Origin of the sequence: Novacetimonas pomaceti, assembly GCF_003207955.1 — a bacterium.
Taxonomy (GTDB): Bacteria; Pseudomonadota; Alphaproteobacteria; order Acetobacterales; family Acetobacteraceae; genus Novacetimonas; species Novacetimonas pomaceti.
Genome location: NZ_NOXG01000026.1, coordinates 1 through 21300 on the forward strand (window position 1 = coordinate 1; position 21300 = coordinate 21300).

13 protein-coding genes and 7 pseudogenes are annotated in these 21300 nt (G+C 48.8%); 8 read left to right on the plus strand and 12 right to left on the minus strand.

All coding sequences use genetic code 11. The annotated features are described in order from the left end of the window. The 3 genes and pseudogenes from CFR71_RS13235 to CFR71_RS16275 all read right to left on the minus strand — a co-directional run. Positions 1 to 422: pseudogene (locus tag CFR71_RS13235) on the minus strand (transposase); the annotation flags it as partial. Positions 423 to 596: 174 nt separating this feature from the next. Further along, positions 597 to 737 (minus strand): annotated as a pseudogene (locus tag CFR71_RS13240) (transposase); the annotation flags it as partial. 458 nt (positions 738 to 1195) lie between these two features. Then, entirely contained in the window at positions 1196 to 2143 is a 948-nt protein-coding gene (locus CFR71_RS16275; RefSeq protein WP_133251165.1) for a hypothetical protein, read from the minus strand. Positions 2144 to 2178: 35 nt separating this feature from the next. Here CFR71_RS16275 and CFR71_RS16985 point away from each other — a divergent pair. From CFR71_RS16985 to CFR71_RS13270, 6 genes and pseudogenes are all read left to right on the plus strand, one after another. Beyond that, positions 2179 to 2930, plus strand: a pseudogene (locus CFR71_RS16985) (3'-5' exonuclease); the annotation flags it as partial. Between the two features lie 12 nt (positions 2931 to 2942). Then, a pseudogene (locus tag CFR71_RS13250) lies at positions 2943 to 3590 on the plus strand (SOS response-associated peptidase). A gap of 420 nt (positions 3591 to 4010) precedes the next feature. After that, the gene (locus tag CFR71_RS13255; RefSeq protein ID WP_110531830.1) at positions 4011 to 5111 is read left to right on the plus strand and encodes a chemotaxis protein; all 1101 of its coding nucleotides are present in this window, start codon (positions 4011 to 4013) and stop codon (positions 5109 to 5111) included. Positions 5112 to 5176: 65 nt separating this feature from the next. Then, positions 5177 to 6190, plus strand: a complete 1014-nt coding sequence (locus CFR71_RS16715; protein ID WP_207781393.1) for a hypothetical protein — start codon at positions 5177 to 5179, stop codon at positions 6188 to 6190. Between the two features lie 38 nt (positions 6191 to 6228). Then, positions 6229 to 6798, plus strand: coding sequence for a hypothetical protein (locus CFR71_RS16720; RefSeq protein WP_207781394.1), 570 nt, complete (start codon positions 6229 to 6231; stop codon positions 6796 to 6798). A 686-nt stretch (positions 6799 to 7484) separates the two neighbouring features. Then, positions 7485 to 7880, plus strand: coding sequence for a DUF4365 domain-containing protein (locus CFR71_RS13270; RefSeq protein ID WP_275405115.1), 396 nt, complete (start codon positions 7485 to 7487; stop codon positions 7878 to 7880). A gap of 658 nt (positions 7881 to 8538) precedes the next feature. Here the strand turns inward: CFR71_RS13270 and CFR71_RS13275 are convergent. The 4 genes and pseudogenes from CFR71_RS13275 to CFR71_RS16280 form a co-directional block, all read right to left on the minus strand. Beyond that, a complete protein-coding gene (locus CFR71_RS13275; RefSeq protein ID WP_207781395.1) occupies positions 8539 to 9348 on the minus strand; it encodes a hypothetical protein in 810 nt (269 codons plus the stop codon). Between the two features lie 559 nt (positions 9349 to 9907). Next, positions 9908 to 10156, minus strand: a pseudogene (locus tag CFR71_RS13280) (transposase); the annotation flags it as partial. 175 nt (positions 10157 to 10331) lie between these two features. Beyond that, on the minus strand, positions 10332 to 11426 hold the full coding sequence (locus CFR71_RS13285) for an IS630 family transposase (protein WP_110531836.1): 1095 nt from the start codon (positions 11424 to 11426) through the stop codon (positions 10332 to 10334). 78 nt (positions 11427 to 11504) lie between these two features. Then, positions 11505 to 12275, minus strand: a complete 771-nt coding sequence (locus tag CFR71_RS16280; protein WP_133251166.1) for a hypothetical protein — start codon at positions 12273 to 12275, stop codon at positions 11505 to 11507. A gap of 169 nt (positions 12276 to 12444) precedes the next feature. Here CFR71_RS16280 and CFR71_RS13290 point away from each other — a divergent pair. Continuing rightward, positions 12445 to 13126 (plus strand): annotated as a pseudogene (locus tag CFR71_RS13290) (transposase). A 408-nt stretch (positions 13127 to 13534) separates the two neighbouring features. Here the strand turns inward: CFR71_RS13290 and CFR71_RS13295 are convergent. From CFR71_RS13295 to CFR71_RS13315, 5 genes are all read right to left on the minus strand, one after another. Continuing rightward, positions 13535 to 15217 carry a phospholipase D-like domain-containing protein gene (locus tag CFR71_RS13295; RefSeq protein ID WP_110531838.1) on the minus strand — a complete coding sequence of 561 codons (1683 nt, stop codon included), beginning with the start codon at positions 15215 to 15217 and terminating at the stop codon, positions 13535 to 13537. A 26-nt stretch (positions 15218 to 15243) separates the two neighbouring features. After that, on the minus strand, positions 15244 to 18726 hold the full coding sequence (locus CFR71_RS13300; protein ID WP_110531840.1) for an AAA domain-containing protein: 3483 nt from the start codon (positions 18724 to 18726) through the stop codon (positions 15244 to 15246). Positions 18727 to 18917: 191 nt separating this feature from the next. Then, positions 18918 to 19610, minus strand: coding sequence for an SOS response-associated peptidase (locus CFR71_RS13305; RefSeq protein ID WP_239020420.1), 693 nt, complete (start codon positions 19608 to 19610; stop codon positions 18918 to 18920). Next, complete coding sequence (locus CFR71_RS13310) at positions 19589 to 20338, minus strand: ATP-dependent helicase (protein ID WP_338065942.1); 750 nt, start codon at positions 20336 to 20338, stop codon at positions 19589 to 19591. The genes CFR71_RS13305 and CFR71_RS13310 overlap by 22 nt, the downstream gene beginning before the upstream one ends. A 2-nt stretch (positions 20339 to 20340) precedes the next feature. Then, positions 20341 to 20511 (minus strand): hypothetical protein, encoded by a 171-nt coding sequence (locus CFR71_RS13315; protein WP_408891858.1) that lies wholly within the window; start codon positions 20509 to 20511, stop codon positions 20341 to 20343. Between the two features lie 142 nt (positions 20512 to 20653). Between CFR71_RS13315 and CFR71_RS13320 the strand changes: the two are divergent. After that, a pseudogene (locus CFR71_RS13320) lies at positions 20654 to 21043 on the plus strand (ImuA family protein); the annotation flags it as partial. Between the last annotated feature and the right edge of the window lie 257 nt (positions 21044 to 21300).

Sequence of the window (21300 nt, forward strand, 5' to 3'; positions counted from 1 at the left end):
CTCCAGATTGGCTTCGCTCTGTGGCACAGGCCGATAGTAGACGCCCGACCGGTTGAGTTGCAGCAGCGTGCATTGCCGGATTATCGGCAGGCATGCTCTCTTCGGGTCAATCATCTGCCGCCTCTGATCACGCCCAACCGAGCAGAGGCATCCCGCAAAAAATCCCGTTCCACCAGCAACTGGCCGATCTTGGCGTGCAGTTTCTCTACATCAGCAGGGCTGACTGAAGGTTCCGTTACTGACTTACCAGAAAAAAGGCTTGCCATGCCTTCGATCGCCTGGCGCTTCCATTGGGCGATCATCGTCTGATGCACGCCATGTTTCGAAGCCAGTTCCGCCAGCGTCAGTTCCCCACGGATCGCCTCCAGCGCAACCCGTGACTTGAACTCTGCCGCATACCGTTTCCGCGTAACCTTGCCCATAAAACCCGTCCTCGTTCAGGCCAGATGATAGCTTATCGCCCTGTCCGAAAAATGGGGACCACCTCTCGTCGCCCCGGCGTGATCCGCATAACCCGCACTATCCGCCTGCGCACGATCTGCCCGACAGAACTGTGCCCTCGGACACAGCCAATGGCAATTTCGTGCTGGGGCCGTCCCGCCGTATTTTGACCGCCACGTGTAGAACGTCGCATCGCTGACCCCGTGCTTGCGGCATAGATCCGCAGCCGTCGCGCCCGCCTGATGCTCCTTCAGGATCCCAATGATCTGGTCCTGTGTGAAACGTGCTTTCTTCATCGCCTGTCTCCAATGGACAGACCTTACTTCAAATCGAGGGCATTTCAGGACACAGGGTCACGCTCTACGAGAGTCAGATCACCTTTCGGCCCAGTCAGGAGATGTCCCAAGCCACTTTCACACACATGTGACATTCGACAAGAATGCCCCGGTATCTTTCCGTCTGTTTCCTATGTGTTTCCTGCGGCGGATTCCGGGCACAAAAAAAGCCACCCTATTTGGTGGCTTTTTTCTTGTCTTTTCAGACGGATCGGCTTGGTTGCGGGGGCAGGATTGGCTCTCAAGTTACGAAAAACGCAAGGTGAGAATAAAGCAGGTTTAATGGACTATTTTGATGTACTTTTTTCCACTTGTGCCTAATCCCTTACTGAAATCAGTTAGCCCCTGCCCTTGTAAAATGGGGGATTTATTTATTCGAAGCCGTGTGCGCTTGGCAGCAAGGAGAAGCTAAGTTGGCGCTAATCCCCTTCGTTGAGAGCAAGCAACGCAGACGCTGTTCTCAAACGAATCCTGGTCACATCGAACACCTCTTGCGGATCACCCGCAGGAATGAACGGCACATATTGTTCGAAACACTCACGTGCTTTTGGCCTAGACCAAGTTCGCCCAAGATTTAACCTTACCGCCAAAATTTCGGGGCTATCGCAACCCTCTCGAATGAGTGTAGGAAGCACAGCGAGGACGGTGGACATTGTCACATTGGCCGGATCATCACCATCGTGGAGCGCTTTTGCCCTGAGAAGCTGAGCCGGAAGCCCTCCAATAAAGGAAAGATCGGGCACGACACGCAAAACAAAATGGCGTGAAATTTTGCACAAACCTACATTTTTTTTTGCGCAATAGCGCTTCTCCATCTCGGAGATAGGAGCGCCAGAGAGCCACTCGGACAGCAGAGTTCTCAAAGTAGGGAGTGCCATCTCGGCCCGCTCCCAATCTGTCACCAACTTCTTATAATCTTCGCCAAACAAACCTTCCACGTTCTCTGGCCGCGCTACATCAAAAAGGCATTCCGGTTTTTCAGATACCCAATCCAGTAATGTTCCGCAGATCTCCCCGGCTGTGCCAGTTAACTTCCCTGCTTCATATAGCTGCCATATCTGCTCAAGGAGAGCAGACTGAACGCCTGTTGATCCCGCGACGGCGCCAATCCAATCAGTCTCGTGCTGCGCTTCCTCTTTTTTGCAAGTAGCTAGAGCTGCTTCGATCCTACTTGTGACCCATTCTTCGTTCCCAGTCGCTCGCGCTCGAAACGCTGCGAACGAATGTCGAAGCATGTCCCTTGCAGCCGCATCCGGGTCTTCACCCGGAGAGATGGGCAGCTTGCTAAGAAAATATGCAGGCATCCCACTATCACTCCCTCCCTTATGGATGCGATCAAGAAGGTCTGTGAAGGGATCATCAATCACTAGACATTGATCACTCTGCCCAAAAATTGTCTGGAGTGGAAGCGTCGGCCGACATCGGCGCAGCGGAATCAGAACTGAAGCGCGTCGAACGCGATATCCAGCGCCTGATGGATCTCTATCTTTCCGAAGCCATCTCGATCGCGACGGTCAAGGAGCGCGGATCGAAGCTCGCAAGGCGGAGCTGACGGACTTCCTCGCGACCGCCGAGGAGCCCCCGCCCCTGCTTCATCCCCAGATGGCGGAATTCTATCACCGGCAACTCGCGCGCCTGCATGACATGCTGCATTCCGAGCTGGACGAGAAACGCCAGGAGGCGGCCGAGGTGATCCGCTCTCTGATCGAGGCCATCATTCTCACGCCATCCGACAAGGGCCTCCAGATCGATGTCCGGGGCGATCTTACCGGCATCCTGACGGTCGCGTCAGGCGGACAGGAATGGAAGAATGTCTTGGTGATGAATGTGGTGGATGGCTGTATTCCGTCCGATCTGGCGACAGGCGAACAGGACGACATCGAGGAGGAACGCCGGCTGCTCTATGTCGCCATGACGCGGGCGAAGGACAGTCTCGATATCATGGTGCCGCAGCGTTTCTATGTGCATGGCCAGCACAGCCGGGGCGACCGGCATGTCTATGCCTCGCGGACGCGCTTCATCGACCGGGACATGCTGCCTTTGTTCGAAGCCGTGTCATGGCCAGTCGTGGCACCGGAAGAGCAGGCCCGGCAGGATGCGGTGAAGTCGGTGCGGATCGACATGGTCGCCCGCCTGCGCGGCATGTGGTCGTAAGGGAGCAGGCGGATGTGCAATCTCTATTCCATGACCTCGAACCCGCAGGCGATTAGGGAGATCGCGAAAGTTCTTGAGGATCGCACGGGGAATCTTCAGCCATTGCCCAAGATTTACCCGAACACGATGGCGCCGGTCGTGCGGAACGGTGAGAACGGACGTGAACTGATCATGGCGCGCTGGGGCATGCCGACACCGCCCGGCTATCTCAAGGGGCACAAGGTGGATTGCGGCATCACCAATATCCGCAATCCGGGCTCGGCGTGATGGAAGCGCTGGGAAGGTGTTGCGCATCGCTGCCTGGTGCCGTTGACCGCGTTCTCGGAACCGGAGCGTCTGCCCGGCGGGAAATCGCGGCCGGTATGGTTTGCCCGCAGCGATGGAGAACCGCTCGCCTTCTTTGCCGGGATCTGGTGTCGGTGGACGTCGGTGCGGAAACTGGCTGACGGGGAAACGACGGATGATCTGTTTGGGTTTCTGACCACAGAGGCCAACCGGGAAGTGGGCGCGGTTCATCCGAAGGCCATGCCCGTCATTCTGACGCAACCAACCGACTTGGATGTGTGGATGAATGCACCGGCAAAGGAGGCGCTGCGGCTTCAGAGACTTCTGCCGAATGGTTTGTTGGTCCGTGTTGAAGTCCTGCGTTCTTTGGAATGACAGTCATGAAGGCGAAAGAGGACTTTCCGCTTACGCCCTCGTTGCAGACATGCAAGACACGTGAACAACTTGCCGAAAGCGGACATCACTATTACATGCCGCTATTGTCACTTTGGTGCAAAAGTGGCTCGACCGCTAGCGGTCGGCTTGAGCACGTTGACGACCATTTGATCGAATTTTTCAGCCATTTGCACTCCGGTCCCTGATAGCGCTCATCATCCGCTGGCAGTCAGCCTCAGTCTCTTGCAAGCTATTTGGTGGAGAGAAAAGCACAATAGCCAACAAAAGTGTGTAAGACTCTCGTGCGATGGTACCATATCCGGGTAACCAAAGCCTGCTACGGACTATATCCCTCTCGTCGCGTAATTTCCTCAACTTAGTTTCTGTTAATCGCAGGCCATTTCAATTCAGGATATTACAATGCCACTTCCACTTATTCTTGGTGCTGCGGCTCTGGCCTCGGCAGCCTACGGAGCCAAGAAGGGCTACAACGGTCGTCAGAAGCACTCAGAGGCTGATGCGATCGTCAAAGACGCCAAGAATCGTTATGATCAAAAAAGAGGGATCTTCGACGCACAAGAAACAGCGACCAGTTCAGCGCTTGAAGTGCTTGGAAAGGAAGAGCTGAGCATCGGTCAGCGTTTTAATGAGTTCAAAACTCTCGCTGATGCATTACTAAAAAAACTAAATGTTGGTCGTCAGGATAAACTGGAAATTAATATTCCTCAGCATAAGCTGGAAAGCGTTGAGAGCTATAGCTACACCGCCATTGGCGTGCTGGGTGCGGCAGCGGGAGCAGGTATTACCGGTGCTGCTACTGGGTTTGCCATATACGGCGGTGTAATGGCACTGGGTGCTGCCTCTACTGGTACCGCTATCTCTTCATTAGCCGGTGTTGCCGCTACTAACGCCACATTGGCAGCTATTGGTGGTGGCTCACTCGCTACTGGTGGCTTAGGTATGGCCGGTGGTACGGCGATTCTTGGTGCTGCAGTGGCTGGTCCAGTGCTGGCCATCGTTGGCTGGGCATACAATAGCCATGGCGAAGGGGCATTGAAAAACGCCCACAAGGCTAACGATGAAGTCGACAGCGCAGTGAAAAAGCTGGAAAACGCCCTGAAGCAGCTCAAAAAAACTGAGGAGTACGCATCCGATATCCTTAACGTATTGAAGTCCGTTTACGCTCAGTTCGACAACTATTTTGATATTCTAAAAGCTGTTGCCAGCCAAATCGATGCTGCCAAAGTGCTCAAGCAGGATCCACAAGCCGTTCTGACACAATTGAATGACACCATCATGCGTGCAATTAGCAATGGTTACGCCTTGGCAGCTATCCTTGTTGACCTGATCACCACGCCGATTTTCAAGGTCAAACATGTTAATGGCGAGGCTGTTAAAAAAGAAAATGGTTTACCGGTGATGGAAACGGACGCAGACGGTTCGATGGTCCTCAATACCGACCAATTGGATAGGGAGATCCACAAAGCCAAGGCAAGTGCCGCTTGTGTAGAGCCAGCTTGATTTATGGTGGGGCCTAACGGCCCTGCGTTTATCTTAAATATTACGTAAACCTTATGGACGCCACTATGCACACCGCCGCGCAAGATTTCCCCTGGGCTGAAGAGCTCGAGAAAACCATAATAAACAGCTTGATAACCAGCTTTGGCTTGGACTTTTTGCTTTTCGAAGACAAGAAAGGCGGCAAAGTGGATACCATAAACAACGTGCGTAACGGTGTGTGGGCTACAGCTACTGAGCAACAATGCTATGAACAACGCGGTGAGTATGACAGCACTGCTTACCATCAACATGCCAATTACATAGCTACGGGCCAGCAGAACAAAGCTCAAAAGACCAATGGAACTTTACACGATTCTTACCGTAACACAGAGATGGGGACGCATGAGAAGCGCAACCTCGATCATGTGATTAGTGCTAAGGAAATTCATGATGACGCAGGGCGCGTGCTGGCTGGTCTGGATGGAGTAGAACTCGCCAACCAGGATAGTAATCTGCAACCTACTCACGAGACTATTAATAAATCGAAAAAACAAGTATCGATCAATGAGTATCTACAGAGGCTGTCACGCTTGATTACTTCACATGAAACAACGTTATCTAAAGACCGCAAGCGCCTAGAGGTCATGCCTCGTGAAACACCGCAGCAGCAGAACAAAGCGCGAGAGCAGGAAAGCAAGATTCGCGCAACCGAGAAGAAGATTACCGAACTGAAAGCGGTAGATCCCGAAACTATGCGCAAACGTGATGAAAAAGCACGTGCGCCATACGAACAGCAAATAAATTACACCTATTACACCAGTAGCAAATTTTTGCACCAAACAGCTCGTGCTGCGGGTATGGCTGGTCTAGCCATGGGCACTCGGCAGATGCTTGGGCTCATTATGGCAGAGATCTGGTTTGAGCTACGTGAGAAATTACCAATATTACTTGAGAATTTAAAAAAAATTTCAAACTTGAAGTGTTCGTTGAAAGCATTAATAAGTCTCTCAAAGGTATCTGGGAACGGGTCAAGGCACGCTTCAGTTCTTTTCTACAAACATTTAAGGATGGTGTTTTTGCGGGAATTTTTGGAAGTCTGACAACGACAGTATTCAACATTTTTGCCACCACTCAAAAAATGACGATCAAAATCGTTCGTGAGGTATGGGGGCAACTGGTCCAGGCCATCAAATTGATGATCTTCAATCCTGACCAGCTCAATTTTGTTGAACTCTGTCAAGCAGTGACTTCGCTATTATCCATAAGTGTCGCGACGGTAGTTGGGTCAATAACCTATACTCAGTTGCTGCCAATTTGCACTTTTCCATTTGGCGCTGAGTTAGCCGGGTTTGCTGGTGCCCTCATAACCGGAGTGCTAACTCTTGGGCTCAATTACTTTTTGCTATATAGCGCGATAGCGAAAAAAATCTGGACTTATATTGACTCATTAAATCCTTATGCAGAAACGATCAAACAGTTTCAGGCCATTAATGCGAAACTTGATCGCTACCTGATTGAGTTAAGCCAGGTAGAATTCGATCTAGATCTGGGTGAATTGAAAATTTTCACGCTGAAGCTGGAGGCTTGTAACGATGAGCTGCAGCGCAATGTAGTGCTAAAGCAAGAAGTAGAATCCCGTGGCATCGAATTGCCGTTCGAGGTAGGTAATGTGGCGAGCACCCGGAATTGGTTGACCTCGCTACTGTGACGCTACAACCGTTTCCCTGTACGCAGTGTGGGCTATGTTGTCGTAATGTGCATCTGGCAGAACAAACACGGTATTTAGACCGGGGAAATGGAGCATGTCGTTACTACGATGATGCGGACAAGCACTGCCTTATTTATGAAACGCGGCCAGCTAACTGTCGAGTGGACCGACAATATCGAATACATTATGTAGAGCAATACAGCTGGGAAGGATTTATTGATGCAAATATTGCTGTTTGCAGATTACTGCAAGATGCCGCATCTGTTCCAGCTCGGTTGCAACTGGATGGAGATGGTCGTCTAAATATCGAATAAAATCTCCTTTCCCACGTATTTTCCGTGTAGTGAGGGCAACGAAGCTATGGTGCAGCAGATTTTACTATACAGGACGACCGGTTATCTTGGGGCTGCGCGAGAAGAAGAGATTCAGGTATCGCCTCTTGTCAGTCATAGAAAAGCGCACTTGTAGATCCCGACAGTTGACGTGCCCTGCCCGATTGGAGATAGCCATACATCTCCGTCGTGCTTAGATGTAGAAATTATATTTTTATTAAGGTGAGTAAAAATTTAGCCATGTCGATGGAAAAGCAAAAAAGAGGGTAGCTTGGTGTCAATGTTGTGGAGAGAATCGTCCTGCAAGATTGGAGAGGGCGATGGCAGCCCATTGATAGCGTTAACGATGACTGAGTGGATGGTCTGATTTTCATGGAAAGCCGAGGCGTTCCTACGGGGCAGATCGTATTTGTTCAAGTTAAATGTACCAGTAAGAAACCACGATCCGATGATGTCGTAGCTGTTGCAATCAAACAAAAACAATTAAAAATGAATATTGAAAGATGGAGAAGAGTTGTCGGAGCTGCGATTCTTGTGCATGTTAACCCAGCAACCTTGAAAGCTCACTGGGTTAACCTACGAGATGAGAACGCCATAGGGAACACGCAAGTATTTGTCCCATTGGGGAATGTTTTTAACAAGTCTTCAAGGAAAGAAATTTCCAAATTATGCGGAACAATACATAGAGACTTATTAATTAAGAAGTTAAAAACAAAAGATAGTAATTTTTCTTACCTTAAAGAAAAATAGCATACCCAATTTTGCACTCGAAAATATTATAAAAAATTAGATTATTTAGCATTGCGTTTCGGGAAAAATGGTCCGGTAGTTCGCTTTACTAAAGAAGGGTGGAATCACATAACCCGTTTTGGTCGCGCTAGATTAACTCAACTACAGTCGTTTCAGCTGCTAGGCGTAATCAAGGAAATGATTGAATCCACTAACGAATCTGAACTTAGAGAAATAAAACCCGAAACTGGATGTTCAGTTGAATTTGTTTACCTAATGGCGGCGATAAGCTTCCCTCACCGTCAAACTGCGGTTGTTAAAATTATTCTTTGGAAACGCTATGATGCAGAAAACGGAACAAATTATAGTTTCCGGAGTATATATGAACCACGTCGACGGCATGATGTGCTCGGCGTGGGATAAGGCCCCTTTAGAATACGAAACAGTACCCCGACAAACCACAAGGGCTCTTTACGGCAAAGCCTGTGTGCGCATCCTAAAGGGATAGCAACCTTAGTCGCATATACAGCAGATAACAAGGACATATGTTTCTTATAAAATCAGAAAAGCATGAAGAGATTTTTATAATTCTTGATTAGAGGGCAGCTTTTGGATTTTATTTCGTTTAAGCGGACGTTTGCATCTACATGCAACTCTTCACCCTATCTCATTATAGTTTTTATACTAGTAGAGGCCCAATCGGTTTGGCAGATGTGGGTGGTATGGTTGCGCCGAATGCCTGCATTTTTTTTACAAATTCTTCATAGTCTGGCTGTGCCATATAATTGGCAACTGCAGTTTCGACAGAATTCGGTTGCTCAGCCGTGCAAAGACATAAGAATGTTGGCATCGCCATAGTTGATATATTTACACCTTTTTTTCGTTCTGTATTGGAACGGTTAAAAATACTTTCCATGGTGATTTCTTGTAATACAGATGAATACGATTCAGATTTTAACCGTTGCAAAATCGGCACAGCGCAATCCAGAACTGACTGTCCAAATTTAATGGTCTCATCTCTTTCTGGAAATTTACCTTTATGAATAACGGCGTTCCGAAATTTTATTTTCTCCTGATGAAGTAGTTGGGGTGACTGACCGGTTTCTACTAGATAAATTCCAATAAAAGCTCCTAATTGACGTTCCGACTGATTGGACATCTCCTTCCAAGCAGGAGCAAACGTCGAGGCATTAATACCGTTTTTCCGGCATGTGACGCGAACAAAAAACTCGTACAGTCGTTCGAGAGAACCGGCGAACGAAGCTATTGCATCACGATAATAACCATCTACGATGGCCTTGATTGCCATAGTAGAAAGAATTTCAAATTTTTCCTGTTGAATAATAATAGCCGTTTTATGTCCGCGATTACACGTTAATTTAATTACGCCATCGTCCGGTATCCGAGACATAGTTATTGAAGAAAAATCTGGTATGCCGCTCTTTAATGCTTCTTGCGTGCAAGTCATACATGAAGAGATAGCTTTCAATTGCAGGCACCATTTTTTATATTTAATGTCAATGATAGATTATTCGAATTTTCACGTAATGTCTAATTGCAACAGCGTGATTGGTTGCTCGCCTTCTCAAACTGAAGCTGACAGCCGCTGTCCCCCTTTTCTGCCGGAAAGGGTAGAGCGTGCTGGCTTGGGGGCTGCCGTCAGAGTCAGAGGCTGGCGGATTTTCGTGACGGGTTGAGAGGATGGGAGAGAGTCTCCTGTCGCCGGGAATAGATGAATGCATTGGTCAAGACAGACCATCCGTATGCCGCGTAACCCTGAAGGTCGAATGAACTTTTTGGCGTTTCCGACTACAGACCGTTCGGTTTTTTGATAGGTCATCAATCCTGCTGCACACTGTCATCCGGGGCTATGATCATGCCTTCGTCGATGTAGTCGATCTGTTTGGCGAAAAGGTTAGTGAGGCTCATGCCGCTCCATGACCAAACTTGATCCCGGTCGTTTCCAGCCACCTGCTCTGATGCGATCGAAGCGTGCCGTTGCTCGGAGACGATCCATACGATCTGGGACTGCTTTGCAGTCAGATAACCCCGCTCCGTAATCGGCCAGGTCGCAGCATTTCGCTGCAAGCCGGGCGTCTTGAGTTTTTTGTCAGGAGCCCATTCAGTGTCGAGACATCCATCACGCTCTCCACCAGGAGCCACTTCAGCTTCGCGTTCTCTCCCTCAAGAGCCCTGAGCCGCCGCGCCACCGACACCTCCATGCCGCCGCATTTCGACCGCCATGTGTAGAACGTCGCATCCCTGATCCCGTGCTTGCGGCACAGATCGTCCGCCGAAGGCTCCTCAGCGCGGTCTTGCCCTTCGGACGGCCGTCCTTGATTAGCGGCTCCCAGACAGACCAAACCTGATCAGAAAAGATAGGCTGCATCATGCTCATCGTAAGCAGCTATGCAGTCCGTTCTATCATTCAAGGCCTAACAGACCCTAATCCGTGCCACGAAAAACACCAAACTAGTGTCCTGTCCCGCAAATAGCTTTACATAAACGTTCAACCTTTTCGAGGATGGCCTCGCTTGTAGCGGTCCAGACAAATGGCTTCGCTCTGGCGTTATAGGTCTGGACGAAGGCATTGATTTTCTCAGTGAGATCCTTGGCACTGACGAAAGAAGCTCGGCGTATCTGACGTTCGGTGAGGAGCGCAAACCAGCGTTCAACCTGGTTGAGCCAGGATGCATAGGTCGGCGTATAATGGACATGAAAGCGTGGTCGCACAGCTAGCCAGGCTCGAACTTTGGGATGTTTATGGGCGGCATAGTTGTCAACCACCAGATGAACGTCGAGATCAGACGGAACTTTCGCCTCGATATGCTTGAGAAAACCGAGGAATTCCTGGTGCCGGTGACGAGAGCGGCACTGGGTGAGAACTTGGCCATTCGCGATATCGAGGGCGGCGAACAGGGTTGTAGTGCCGTGCCGGACATAATCGTGCGTGACGCCTTCGAGATAGCCAAGGCCAAGCGGTAGCACAGGCTGCGTACGCTCCAGTGCCTGGATCTGCGTTTTCTCATCGACACAAAGAACAACTGCGTGATCTGGCGGATTGAGATAAAGGCCGACGATATCCTTCACCTTGTCGACAAATAGGGGATCGGTCGAGAGCTTGAAGCTTTTCGAGCGATGCGGTTGAACACCGAACAGCGCCAGCATGCGACCCACTGTGCTCTTTGACAGACCGGTAACTGATGCTGCTGAGCGAACCGTCCAATGAGTGCCGTCTGCAGGTTTGCTCTGCAGAACCGTACGCAACAATTGCGCAACTTTTTCTTCGTCATGAGTTCTTGGCCGCCCTGGCCGGGCTTCTCCGTAAAGTCCGACGAGCCCCAGTTCGAACCATCGCTTACGCCAGTGGCAAACCGTCGGGTTGGTGGTGCCGAGTCGGCGCGCAATCGCAGTGTTGGTCTCGCCATCGGCTGAGGCCAGAACAATCTGCGCACGACGAACCACACTATGTGGAGCGGAATGCGAACGGCTGATCCGCTCCAACTCTTCACGCTCGCTTTCACTAATGCAAAGGACCCGTTCCTGCGGCCGACCAATACCCGCCATATCCGTTCTCCCTGAAGAGAACGAAGATGCCATCCGCTTCCAGATTATGTAAAGCTATTTGCGGGACAGGACACTAGATTATCGTAGATTAAGTTGTGATATAATATTTATCCATCTCTGGGAAAGTTCATTATTTATTTTTTTGAATATTTTTGTAGATAGAGAGATACCTGCCAACGCCTTACTTGATTCGTATTCTATCAATTCCTTGATTGCAAGAGCATGAAATTCCTTTTCTTTTTCGATACTGAAAGTTTGAATCTGAGTATAAATATCATCATAAATTTTTTCAACGCGTGCCCGTAGCCACTCCATTGTAATCCAATGCGATAATATCTGTTGGCTTAATAAAGCCTGAGAGATTGCTGTCAGAATTTCCAAATTTGTTGAACGGCAAAATATTGCTATCATCCAAAATATAGCACAAGCACTCACCCAAACTCTCTCGATGAAAAGCATTTTTTGAAGTATTTCTTTTGTAAACAACGAGTTTTCCAATATAGATGTCGATAATTTGGAAAATATATCCCCTTGGGGAGTATTGTAATATCCGTGTGACAACTCGTCGGCAAGTGGAACATCAAATGCATTCGAAGTGAAATCTAACATTCTCTGTGATGCAGCACGAGCCGAGAAATATAATTTTATAACAATATCGCTGATAAAATTCGCTATGACAAAAATCAAAAGCGTTATCTGCAGCCAACTATACATGTATGGATATTTAAACTTATCAATAAATATAACAAATATGGAGAATAATATTGACAAAATGAAAATAAAAGATGCTATTTTTTCGGCAACCTCAAGTGGTTTATAAAATTTCGATATGGGATCATTCCGCGTCATAATATTCATTCCCTGAGGATATGTGATTATAATTACTTTTATAATTACATAATTTTCTGATTATGTCATAGTCATTTTTACATGGGAGGTGGAGAGTTCGAAAAACCTTCTGGTTTTGGGCCCCTGTGTGTGATTCCCTTCCTCATGCGATGAATGGGGGCGACGGATGATGGAACAGCTTGGTTTCTTTGATGTTGAAGAGCATCTGGCCCGTTTGAGCGGACTTGGTGACCAACTCGAAGCGTTTTCCCGAACTATGGATTTTGAGGCGTTCCGCCCTGACCTGGACAGGACTCTGGCCTATGCGGCCGGGAGCAAAAGAGGGCCCCACCGTTTGACCCGGTGCTGATGTTCAAGTTCTTGGTGATCCAGACACTGAACAACCTCTTCGATGAGCGAACGGAGCATCTGGTCAACGACCGTCTGTCGTTCGTGCGCTTTGACGCGACACTGCGGACCGCTGGCTATCTGCCGATGTCCGGCCAGATCCTAGATGCCACACTCGTGGCAGCTCCAAAACAGCGCAATATCAACGGGAAGAAGGCTGATCTCCGTGCAGGACGCATTCCTAAAGGCTGGAACGAACAGCCGGCAAGACTATCCCACAAAGACACGCATGCGCTATGGACACTGAAGTTTACCAGGGCAAAGCGGCAAAAGGACGGGACGATCCTCTCAACAGATCTGGCCATCCCGTTCTTTGGCTATTTTTTGCTGATCAGAAATCGCAGACAAGACTGTTCGTCCGAACCGTAGGCATAACGCGAGCCACCATGAGGATCGGCTTGGCCAATATCGTCTACAACATGCGCCGCTTTCTCTTCCTCGAAAAGTTGAACGCGAGCGCATAGCCATCCAGAACCAGTTATCCCCGCTCTGCGACAGACGCAGTGCGAAAGTCAGGCCAGAGAACCATCAATCAACACGCCAGACACCTGAAATCACGAGCCAGAAGCATCATTCAACGGTTCCTCGATCCCTCCAAGCGTCTCGGGCGCATGCCCCCGAGACACTTGTCATCCCATCAACCCAAAGCCATAAAAAACGGGAACTCTCATTTTGAGTGGATACAAAAAAGGGGCACGTCACTCCATCATGGCAGTTTAAGTCCGCATCGCCATCTTCAACCGCTTTACAGCGTTCAGAATTCCATTTACGCAAACCATTCGGTAAACAATAGTGCGTCAAAGAGACTATCACACTCACATATCAAGCTCTGCGACAAAGCCCCTACGACCGATAGTTTCAGTGCAAATGCTTCAGCTGCCTCTTTTAGAAAGTTTTCTTATTAACATCTGATGAATATTAGGCCCTTCAATAAACGCTCCGATTTCCGCTCCACGAGATCTTCCTCCGTCCAGTGCAGTTGCCATCCAGTTAAAACTGGTTATCACCAAATTATCGTTATCCCATCCAAGATATTTGGCATGAACTTTTTCCATCTTTTCTAAGACGATACCTCTTTTCTTTAACTCGCTTGGAGAAGGCATTTTTTGTTCCTCGAGCAAAAGTCTACTGGCACGTGTGTATCCCACAGATACTTTAATTCCGTGTTCTGCCGCAGTTTCCATCGGAACGAGCACAGCCGTTTCCGCTGCTAAACCATAAAGATCAGATACTATTTCGATTTTTTCCTTCGCAGTATCTCGAGCCAATGTAACACATGAATAGTGGTCATGGTCATCTACAAGAGAAATCGAATAGAGACCGCTTTCTTTCGCACAATTTTCTTTCTGCTTTATCTTCGACCAAACGGAATTGAGTCGATGTGCGGTGCCAGTCCAACTTCCTACCGCCGGTATTTGACACGATAATAGTCTACTTAGCACCTGCGACGTAAATAAGAGACTCTTGCTACAAACAGAAACTTCCATCCAATCAAAATCGGAGGAAAGATAGTTACAACTTCCAACAACTGTGGTCCAAATACCTTCATTTCCGGCGTCGTAAATAATTACCTTTGCATGCGAAAGTGATGACTGCGGCGCCAAATTAATCCGCTTTCTTGCTACCAAGGGAAGAAGCTCCAACGCCTCCCGAACATCTGACACTTTTTGAGGAACTTCCATTTCTTCCGGGTCATTATTAAGCCCCCAAAGCAATTCTATTCTCACACCTCGGCGTGTCGCCAGTTCAAAATCCGAGATCAATGAGTTAATTGTTTTTGGGCTCAAGAAGCACGAATGTATTATTATAGTAGATTTTGCCGTTGATAAAATTCTCTTAAGAAGAACAATATGCTCTGGCCCACCAACAATAATATCATCCTCAGTAAAATCATCCCGAGCCCCACTGTCCACCATTTGTTTTGGCACGAATTCTTTATCAATCATAACATTAGGAAAGTCCTGCGACCTTCGGACTATAGCTTGCTTCAATGCTAACGGCACATTAAGGGGTAATCCAGTTTCGATTTTATCGAATGCAACACCTACACGGGCATAGGCAAGCGAGGGAGGGCGGAATTGAGGAGGTGTGGGTTCCAGGCTTTCATTTATCTTCAGACGAAATAGATCTCTAAGACCTGCGTCGTTAGGCTCAAAAGTATAAAGAATTGGATCGATTTTCGCTGCCTCCTCCGGCAAGTCTCTTTCAAAAACTAAATCAAGCTCATCTGCACGCATCCAATGGCCAGTTAATCTATCGATACAAAAAGCGTCCCAACGAACAGCTTTTTGAATTTGGACTGGAAGCTTTTTTTCTTGCGAATGGCGACGACCTACACCGGTGACTACAAAATAAATCTGATCCTGCTCACTGCGGACCTCCACCCAATTCATCCGCAGTAGATTAATAAGGGCCTCTATTATTAACCTATAAGGCAAATTAGAGCTTTTAGCTAAAGTAGCAACCGACTGCTTCTCACATGATATTTCAATAAGAAGTAACTGCTCAATTAGACTCCAACGTTTCCCAAAACCATAAATATAATTAACGGCCATTCGAAATACAGGTACATACAAATATTTCACTTTTTTGATCTCACCAAAGATAATTTGTTTTCACGAGCAGCACGCTTCATTTCGTTCATCATATCTCCGATATATGCATAATCATCATATTCGCTTGTATCTGAACCGCATCTGGAATCGAAAAAGTCCCAGCTTCCAACAATTATCAGTTTATGGCGAGCACGGCTTAAAAGTACATTCATGCGGCTACTTTCCTTTAAAAAACCGAGGCTTTTCCAAGGCACCAACGCATTATTTCGTACCAAGCTAACAATTACTACATCTGCCTCGGACCCTTGAAATTCGTCCACTGTCGCTCCCATACGTTTCCCCAATTTTAAATCAAATGGCGGAGAGAACATATGCTCAAGTCGTCCATCTCTATGACGCCTCTCGATACATTTCCGAATCTCTTTAAGTTGATTATTATATGGAGATAATATTTGAAGACTGCATGAACTATTGGGATAAATTTGCTCAAGAATGTCGGCAACTATTTCTGCTTCTGGCTTGGAAACAAATAATCCTTCTATTTCTCCTTCCGAAAATTCTTCTTTCTGCTGCCAATTTGTATCGCACCAAACAATGCTCTGGTGCGGAAGCCAAGACTCTTTAGGAATTGAAAACGGTGGCTTACCCTGAAAGTATAGGCAGGTTTCCTCTGGCGAGTGTAAAATTGTTCCCCCCTTACCGTCTGGATAAAAAACTCGACCAACAAGCTCTGCTATATCGGGATGCATTCTATGTTGGTCTGTGAGAGTAGCTGCGGGACAATTATCTGTTTCGTCGTCCATGCTTCGCGAGAAAATTGAACCAAAGAGAGTGACCATATGTGCCCAGTCTCGGCATTGTTCGCCGAACGACTCAGGATCCCCGTTGTCATCAACCAACGACGGATCTACAAGCCCAGGAGCAAACTGAGCACCTTTCTGAATAGCTTTTTTTACGCTAAGGGGATTATTCAAGAGATCAATGAATCGCTGCGCGTTAAATGGCGGCAACTGATGATGATCACCAATCAGTAAAAGTCGGTGACTCTCTTGGAGGGCTGTAGCCATATCAAAGCCGTGAGCTTTACCGGCCTCTTCGATGATAGACCAATCAAAGCGACGTCCCCGAGAAGCTAAATCCTCAAGATTTTGGGAATTGAGTGTTGAAAATGTTAGATTGGCAGCGTCTTGTACTAACAACTGAATCGTAGAAAAATCGTTAAACGAGCTTGTTAGTTCTCTGTAATCGTCTGAAAGAGATGATAGTCTGTTAACTAAATATTCTGGTGCCCGCTTCACTAAGTCGCTCGCCAAGAAATTCTGCACCAATGAAGCTGTAACGCACTCTGGGCTATGCTCCTCATCATTATTATTTCCTAATCTAATAATAATAGGACGCTCATGGCTTTCCAAACCCGAGAATATTTGTGAAATTTTTCTTCGAACATCATCAACAGTATGGTGAGAGTGTGCAGTTATTAAGACTTGCGCTGTTGAGTCATAGTTCAATAATCTATCCACAAAAGCCTTTATAAGAGTGGTTTTTCCGGTTCCTGGTGGGCCTTGAATTGCAAAACCCGGCTGTATCTTCCATACTTTATGAAGGATGCTAATTTTCGAAGTATCCAAGTTTATTGAGGTTTTATTTGGCGGAAATTCGTCAGAATTTGCATGACTAGCTTCGCTGGGCGATGATATAAATTGTAGCAGACCTTCGAAAAGGCGCATATTTTCGACAGCTTTATTGCGACGTCGTATTTGTGCCAAAGTACCGCTATGATTGCGTGCCAAATAGGCACGGCCTTTCTGGATCACAACGCTCCCTGGGCTACGAAAAGTGTAATGCGGCCCCTTTGGATGATATACTGCATCTTCAAATGTCCACGAAGCAGATGATATTTCACTAGTAATAGTTCGCCCATTTAACAATGAATAGGAATCTTTTTTTGGCTCTTCCTCGTCATCTACGGCTATTGTTTCCGCTCCAAGTTTAAACCAATCTTTCATCTGCTCATGTGGAGGCGTTAGGTTTAGAAAGTGCGCCAAATCGTTCCGCTCGGGGTCAGAGATTGGAGTCAGCACAATTTCTGTATCATTCGTTCCCTTTGTTATTTTTAAAATTTCGACAGCGCAAATTTGCGAAATAGTTAACACCGTGTCGAGCTGTTGTGTGATACGGAAGAAATCCGCCGCAATTTGCAGATGGCGTGGAAGCTTTACTTTCTCCTGACGAAACGGAAAGACTTTGTCCCAACGAGCTGCCCGATCACGTACTGAACGAAGATTCTTTCTGACATGAGGAAATAATTGCACGACAATCTGACGTTGACCAACACTAAATACTTGATCTTCATTAATAATCTTTGGCACTCGCTCGATACCATCGCAAAAACCGACGTCCCACATAGTAGCACCGTCCACGGACCAAGAGCGAACCCGGTATTCAAGCTTATTTCCTTTAAGAACATAATGCTGAAATGGGGTCGAACGGCCTACCACACGAATATCGCCCTTTAGATCTTTATTTATCCATTCTCTTTGACTGATTGGATCGTCGGCTCTTGCATTTCTTTCCGAAACTATTTCTATGATTCGAGAAAATTCTAAACCGTGACCAAGGCGGACAGCCATAACCAGATTTTTATTTGACGACGTAGACATATTGTCTATATCAGATATAATACGCTGTAGACTTTGTAATATCTCATCAGAATCAACCAAGCGTTCATTTTGATCTTTTGTTAGAAGCCGTGAAATAAATTTCTTTTCATTCTTACGCAGTGTCGTCATTCGCTGTATTATTTCTGGGATTGCATCTGAATTTTTAAGATTGCGAAGAGGCACACCGAATAATTCAGCGGCAATTATACCGAATGAGTACCAATCTGTTGCTGTTGAATATTCCGCGACGGAACCTCGCAACTCAGGAGCCATAAAAACGTTCTGATTTTCTACTTTTGATGCACCATTGTCGGGCCCACTCAAACGTAAAGACCACTCAAACCCACTTAGCTGAAATTCGCCATCGCCCTCCGGATTTATAAATATTGCCTCTGTTGACAGTGCACGGTGAAGCGTGCCCTCGCGATGTAGCAAGGCTAGTCCTTCCGCGATACGACGAAGCCCTTGCCATAGCGGTTGCCTGCGCGCAACTTCAGACAAATTAGAAAGCCATGAATAACGAATTCGGTTCTCTAATACTCTGGATAAAATTTCTTTCCGACCACCATCTAATATAGCAAAAAAATATTTGTCATCCGAATCAATATCCCGAAGTTTTACAAATAATTCGGAGGCACCGGGATAACCGTGAATTCTCGTAAGGCTACGAATTTCACGATTCCATAATGCCTGAATAGCAGAATTGTTGGCGTGTGTTTTTCGCCATATTTTGGCATAATAAATGTCACCTAAATCTTCAGCCTGCCATAGTTCGGGCACTCCTTTTTTCGGAATCCCTTTGATAATTTTTTTGGTTAATCGATAGTTCCCTACCATAAAGGATTTCATTATTTATTCCACTTCCTCATAAATTTTATTTTTATATTAAAGTTAACTTATTTTTACTTTATGAATTTTGAACTGAGAGTTATCTCCTGAAAATCGAGCGGCAGCTGCGTTGTAACAAGATGGTTGCCGACTGTGATTATTGTTTGATTTTTTCATCGAAATCGAGTGGGCCTAGCGCATACCAGATATCGCTATTCTTTTGCCGAATCAGGCCGTTTACTCTCCGGGCCGTAGCTGTATCCCAGAACGTGTGGCACTTTGCCACAAGCAAGCACTCCATTCGGCAGAGGCTGCTGAAGACGCAAAGCCTCTGCCACCGGTGCATTCATCCACACATCCAAGTCAGTTGGTTGCGTCAGAATGACGGGCATAGCCTTCGGATGGATCGCGCCCACCTCCCGGTTCGCCTCGGTGGTCAGGAACCCGAACAGGTCATCCGTCGTCTCTCCATCAGCCAGTTTCCGCACGGATGTCCACCGGCACCAGATCCCGGCAAAGAAAGCCAGCGGTTCTCCATCGCTGCGGGCAAACCACACCGGCCGTGATTTCCCGTCGGGCAGACGTTCCGGTTCCGAGAACGCCGTCAGCGGCACCAGACAGCGATGCGCACCACCTTCCCAGCGCTTCCACCATGTCGAGGTCGGATTGCGGATATTGGTCACACCCCGATCGACCTTATGCCCCCTGATATAACCGGGCGGCGTCGGCATGCCCCAGCGCGCCATGACCAGTTCGCGACCATTCTCGCCATTCCGCACAATCGGTGCCATCGTGTTCGGGTAAATCTCGGGCAGAGGCTGGAGATTACCCGTGCGATCCTCAAGGACTTTCGCAATCTCGCGGATGGCCTGCGGGTTCGACGTCATGGAATAGAGATTGCACATTGGCCCTGCTCCCTTACGACCACATGCCGCGCAGCCGCGATCTCGCCCGGCCAGCCAACCTGATGGCTGCCAAGAGCTGTCAGCAGGTTCACGAAGCCCGACCAGGCCTCGCCGCTGCGCGGCGGGGCTTTGACATCCTTCAACGCCTCGAAGGGATGGGCATTCTCGCCCATCGTATCCAGCACGCGCCGGGCCGAACCCGGCCCCACACCCGGCAGAAGCTGCAGAACCCGGAAGCCCGCGATGCGGTCGCGGGGGTTCTGGGCAAAACGCAGCAGCGCCAGCACATCCTTCACATGCGCACTGTCGAGAAACTTCAGGCCGCCAAACTTCACGAACGGAATGTTGCGCCGGGTCAGTTCCACCTCCAGCGTGCCGCTGTGGTGCGAGGCCCGGAACAGCACCGCCTGCTGCTTCATCGGCGTTCCGGCCTCCCGCTCTTCCAGCACCCGATCCGCGATGTAATTCGCCTGGGCGGTGTCATCCCAGATGGTGACCAGTCGTGGTTTTTCATCCGAGGTGCGCTCGGTCCACAGATCCTTGGTGAACCGCTCGGCCGCTTCGCCAATGACGGCGTTGGCGGCATCCAGAATTGGCTTTGTCGAACGGTAGTTCCGGTCCAGCGTCACGACGCGGGCAGCGGGTTTGAACTGTCCCGGAAAATCAAGAATGTTGCGCACGGTGGCGGCCCGGAAGGCATAGATCGACTGCGCGTCATCGCCCACCACCGTCAGGCCTCGCCCAGAGCGCCCAGCGCCAGGCCGGCACCGGGCAGGCGGTTGTCGATCTCGCGCACGCCAAAGGGCAGCACCTTGCGGCGTCGGTCGCTATGCCCTTCGAGACGGCTGATCGCGGCCCGCAGCGTCTCCAGCCCAGGCTTTTTATTGGGTTTAGCAGTCATTTCACGGCTCGATGTCCCTTGTGCAGGTGCATTTCATGATTATATGTTCGTGATTTGTTCCGATGTAGCGATGGAAGTCAATGCAAATTCGCACCGCGTCAGGCATGATGCAGGGCGCATATCCTGATGGGCATGAAGCCGGATGCACGAAGTGGCAGGAGGCGGGAATGACGCCCTGCACAGTGCAGCCGCCGGTCAGTTCTGCGCCGGGATTGCGGCCCGCACGCGTGGCAAGGTGTTGTGGATCGTCACCCGCCAGGATGTGTTCGCGCCCTCCCTGAAACAGGTCGGTCTGTCGGCGCGGCGGACCATCTATGTCGAGGCGGGATCGGACGTCGATGTGCTGGCCTGCTTCGAGGAGGGGCTGCGGCATGGCGGCCTTGGGGCCGTGGTCGCGGAAGTCGCCCGCCTGTCCATGACGGCCTCACGTCGCCTGCAACTGGCGGCCGAGACGTCCGGCTCTCTGGGCATCGCCATCCGACGCTGGCGTCGGCAGACGGATGCGGCAGATTTTGGCCATGCCAGCGCTTCCGCCGGTGAGCGTATCGTCGTCAGATCGCGCAATTTCCACTGATCAATAAGGCCGCCGATAAAGCTCACGCTATCGTGAAAATCCTCATTATGAGCCCAACCTACGCTGCGCTTTCACTCCCATTTGCATCCTATACGCATCCTGCGCAGTGCTTCGGACACAAAAAAAGCCACCCATTGGGGTGGCTTTTTGTTGTCTTATCAGACACGTATTTTTGGTTGCGGGGGCAGGATTTGAACCTGCGGCCTTCAGGTTAT

Coding starts and splice junctions, on each gene's coding strand:
- CFR71_RS13255 (WP_110531830.1), top strand. CDS start 4,011: ATGCCACTTCCACTTATTCTTGGTGCTGCGGCTCTGGCCTCGGCAGCC.
- CFR71_RS16715 (WP_207781393.1), top strand. CDS start 5,177: ATGCACACCGCCGCGCAAGATTTCCCCTGGGCTGAAGAGCTCGAGAAA.
- CFR71_RS16720 (WP_207781394.1), top strand. CDS start 6,229: ATGACGATCAAAATCGTTCGTGAGGTATGGGGGCAACTGGTCCAGGCC.
- CFR71_RS13285 (WP_110531836.1), bottom strand. CDS start 11,426: ATGGCGGGTATTGGTCGGCCGCAGGAACGGGTCCTTTGCATTAGTGAA.
- CFR71_RS16280 (WP_133251166.1), bottom strand. CDS start 12,275: ATGACGCGGAATGATCCCATATCGAAATTTTATAAACCACTTGAGGTT.
- CFR71_RS13295 (WP_110531838.1), bottom strand. CDS start 15,217: ATGGCCGTTAATTATATTTATGGTTTTGGGAAACGTTGGAGTCTAATT.
- CFR71_RS13300 (WP_110531840.1), bottom strand. CDS start 18,726: ATGAAATCCTTTATGGTAGGGAACTATCGATTAACCAAAAAAATTATC.
- CFR71_RS13305 (WP_239020420.1), bottom strand. CDS start 19,610: ATGTGCAATCTCTATTCCATGACGTCGAACCCGCAGGCCATCCGCGAG.
- CFR71_RS13315 (WP_408891858.1), bottom strand. CDS start 20,511: ATGACTGCTAAACCCAATAAAAAGCCTGGGCTGGAGACGCTGCGGGCC.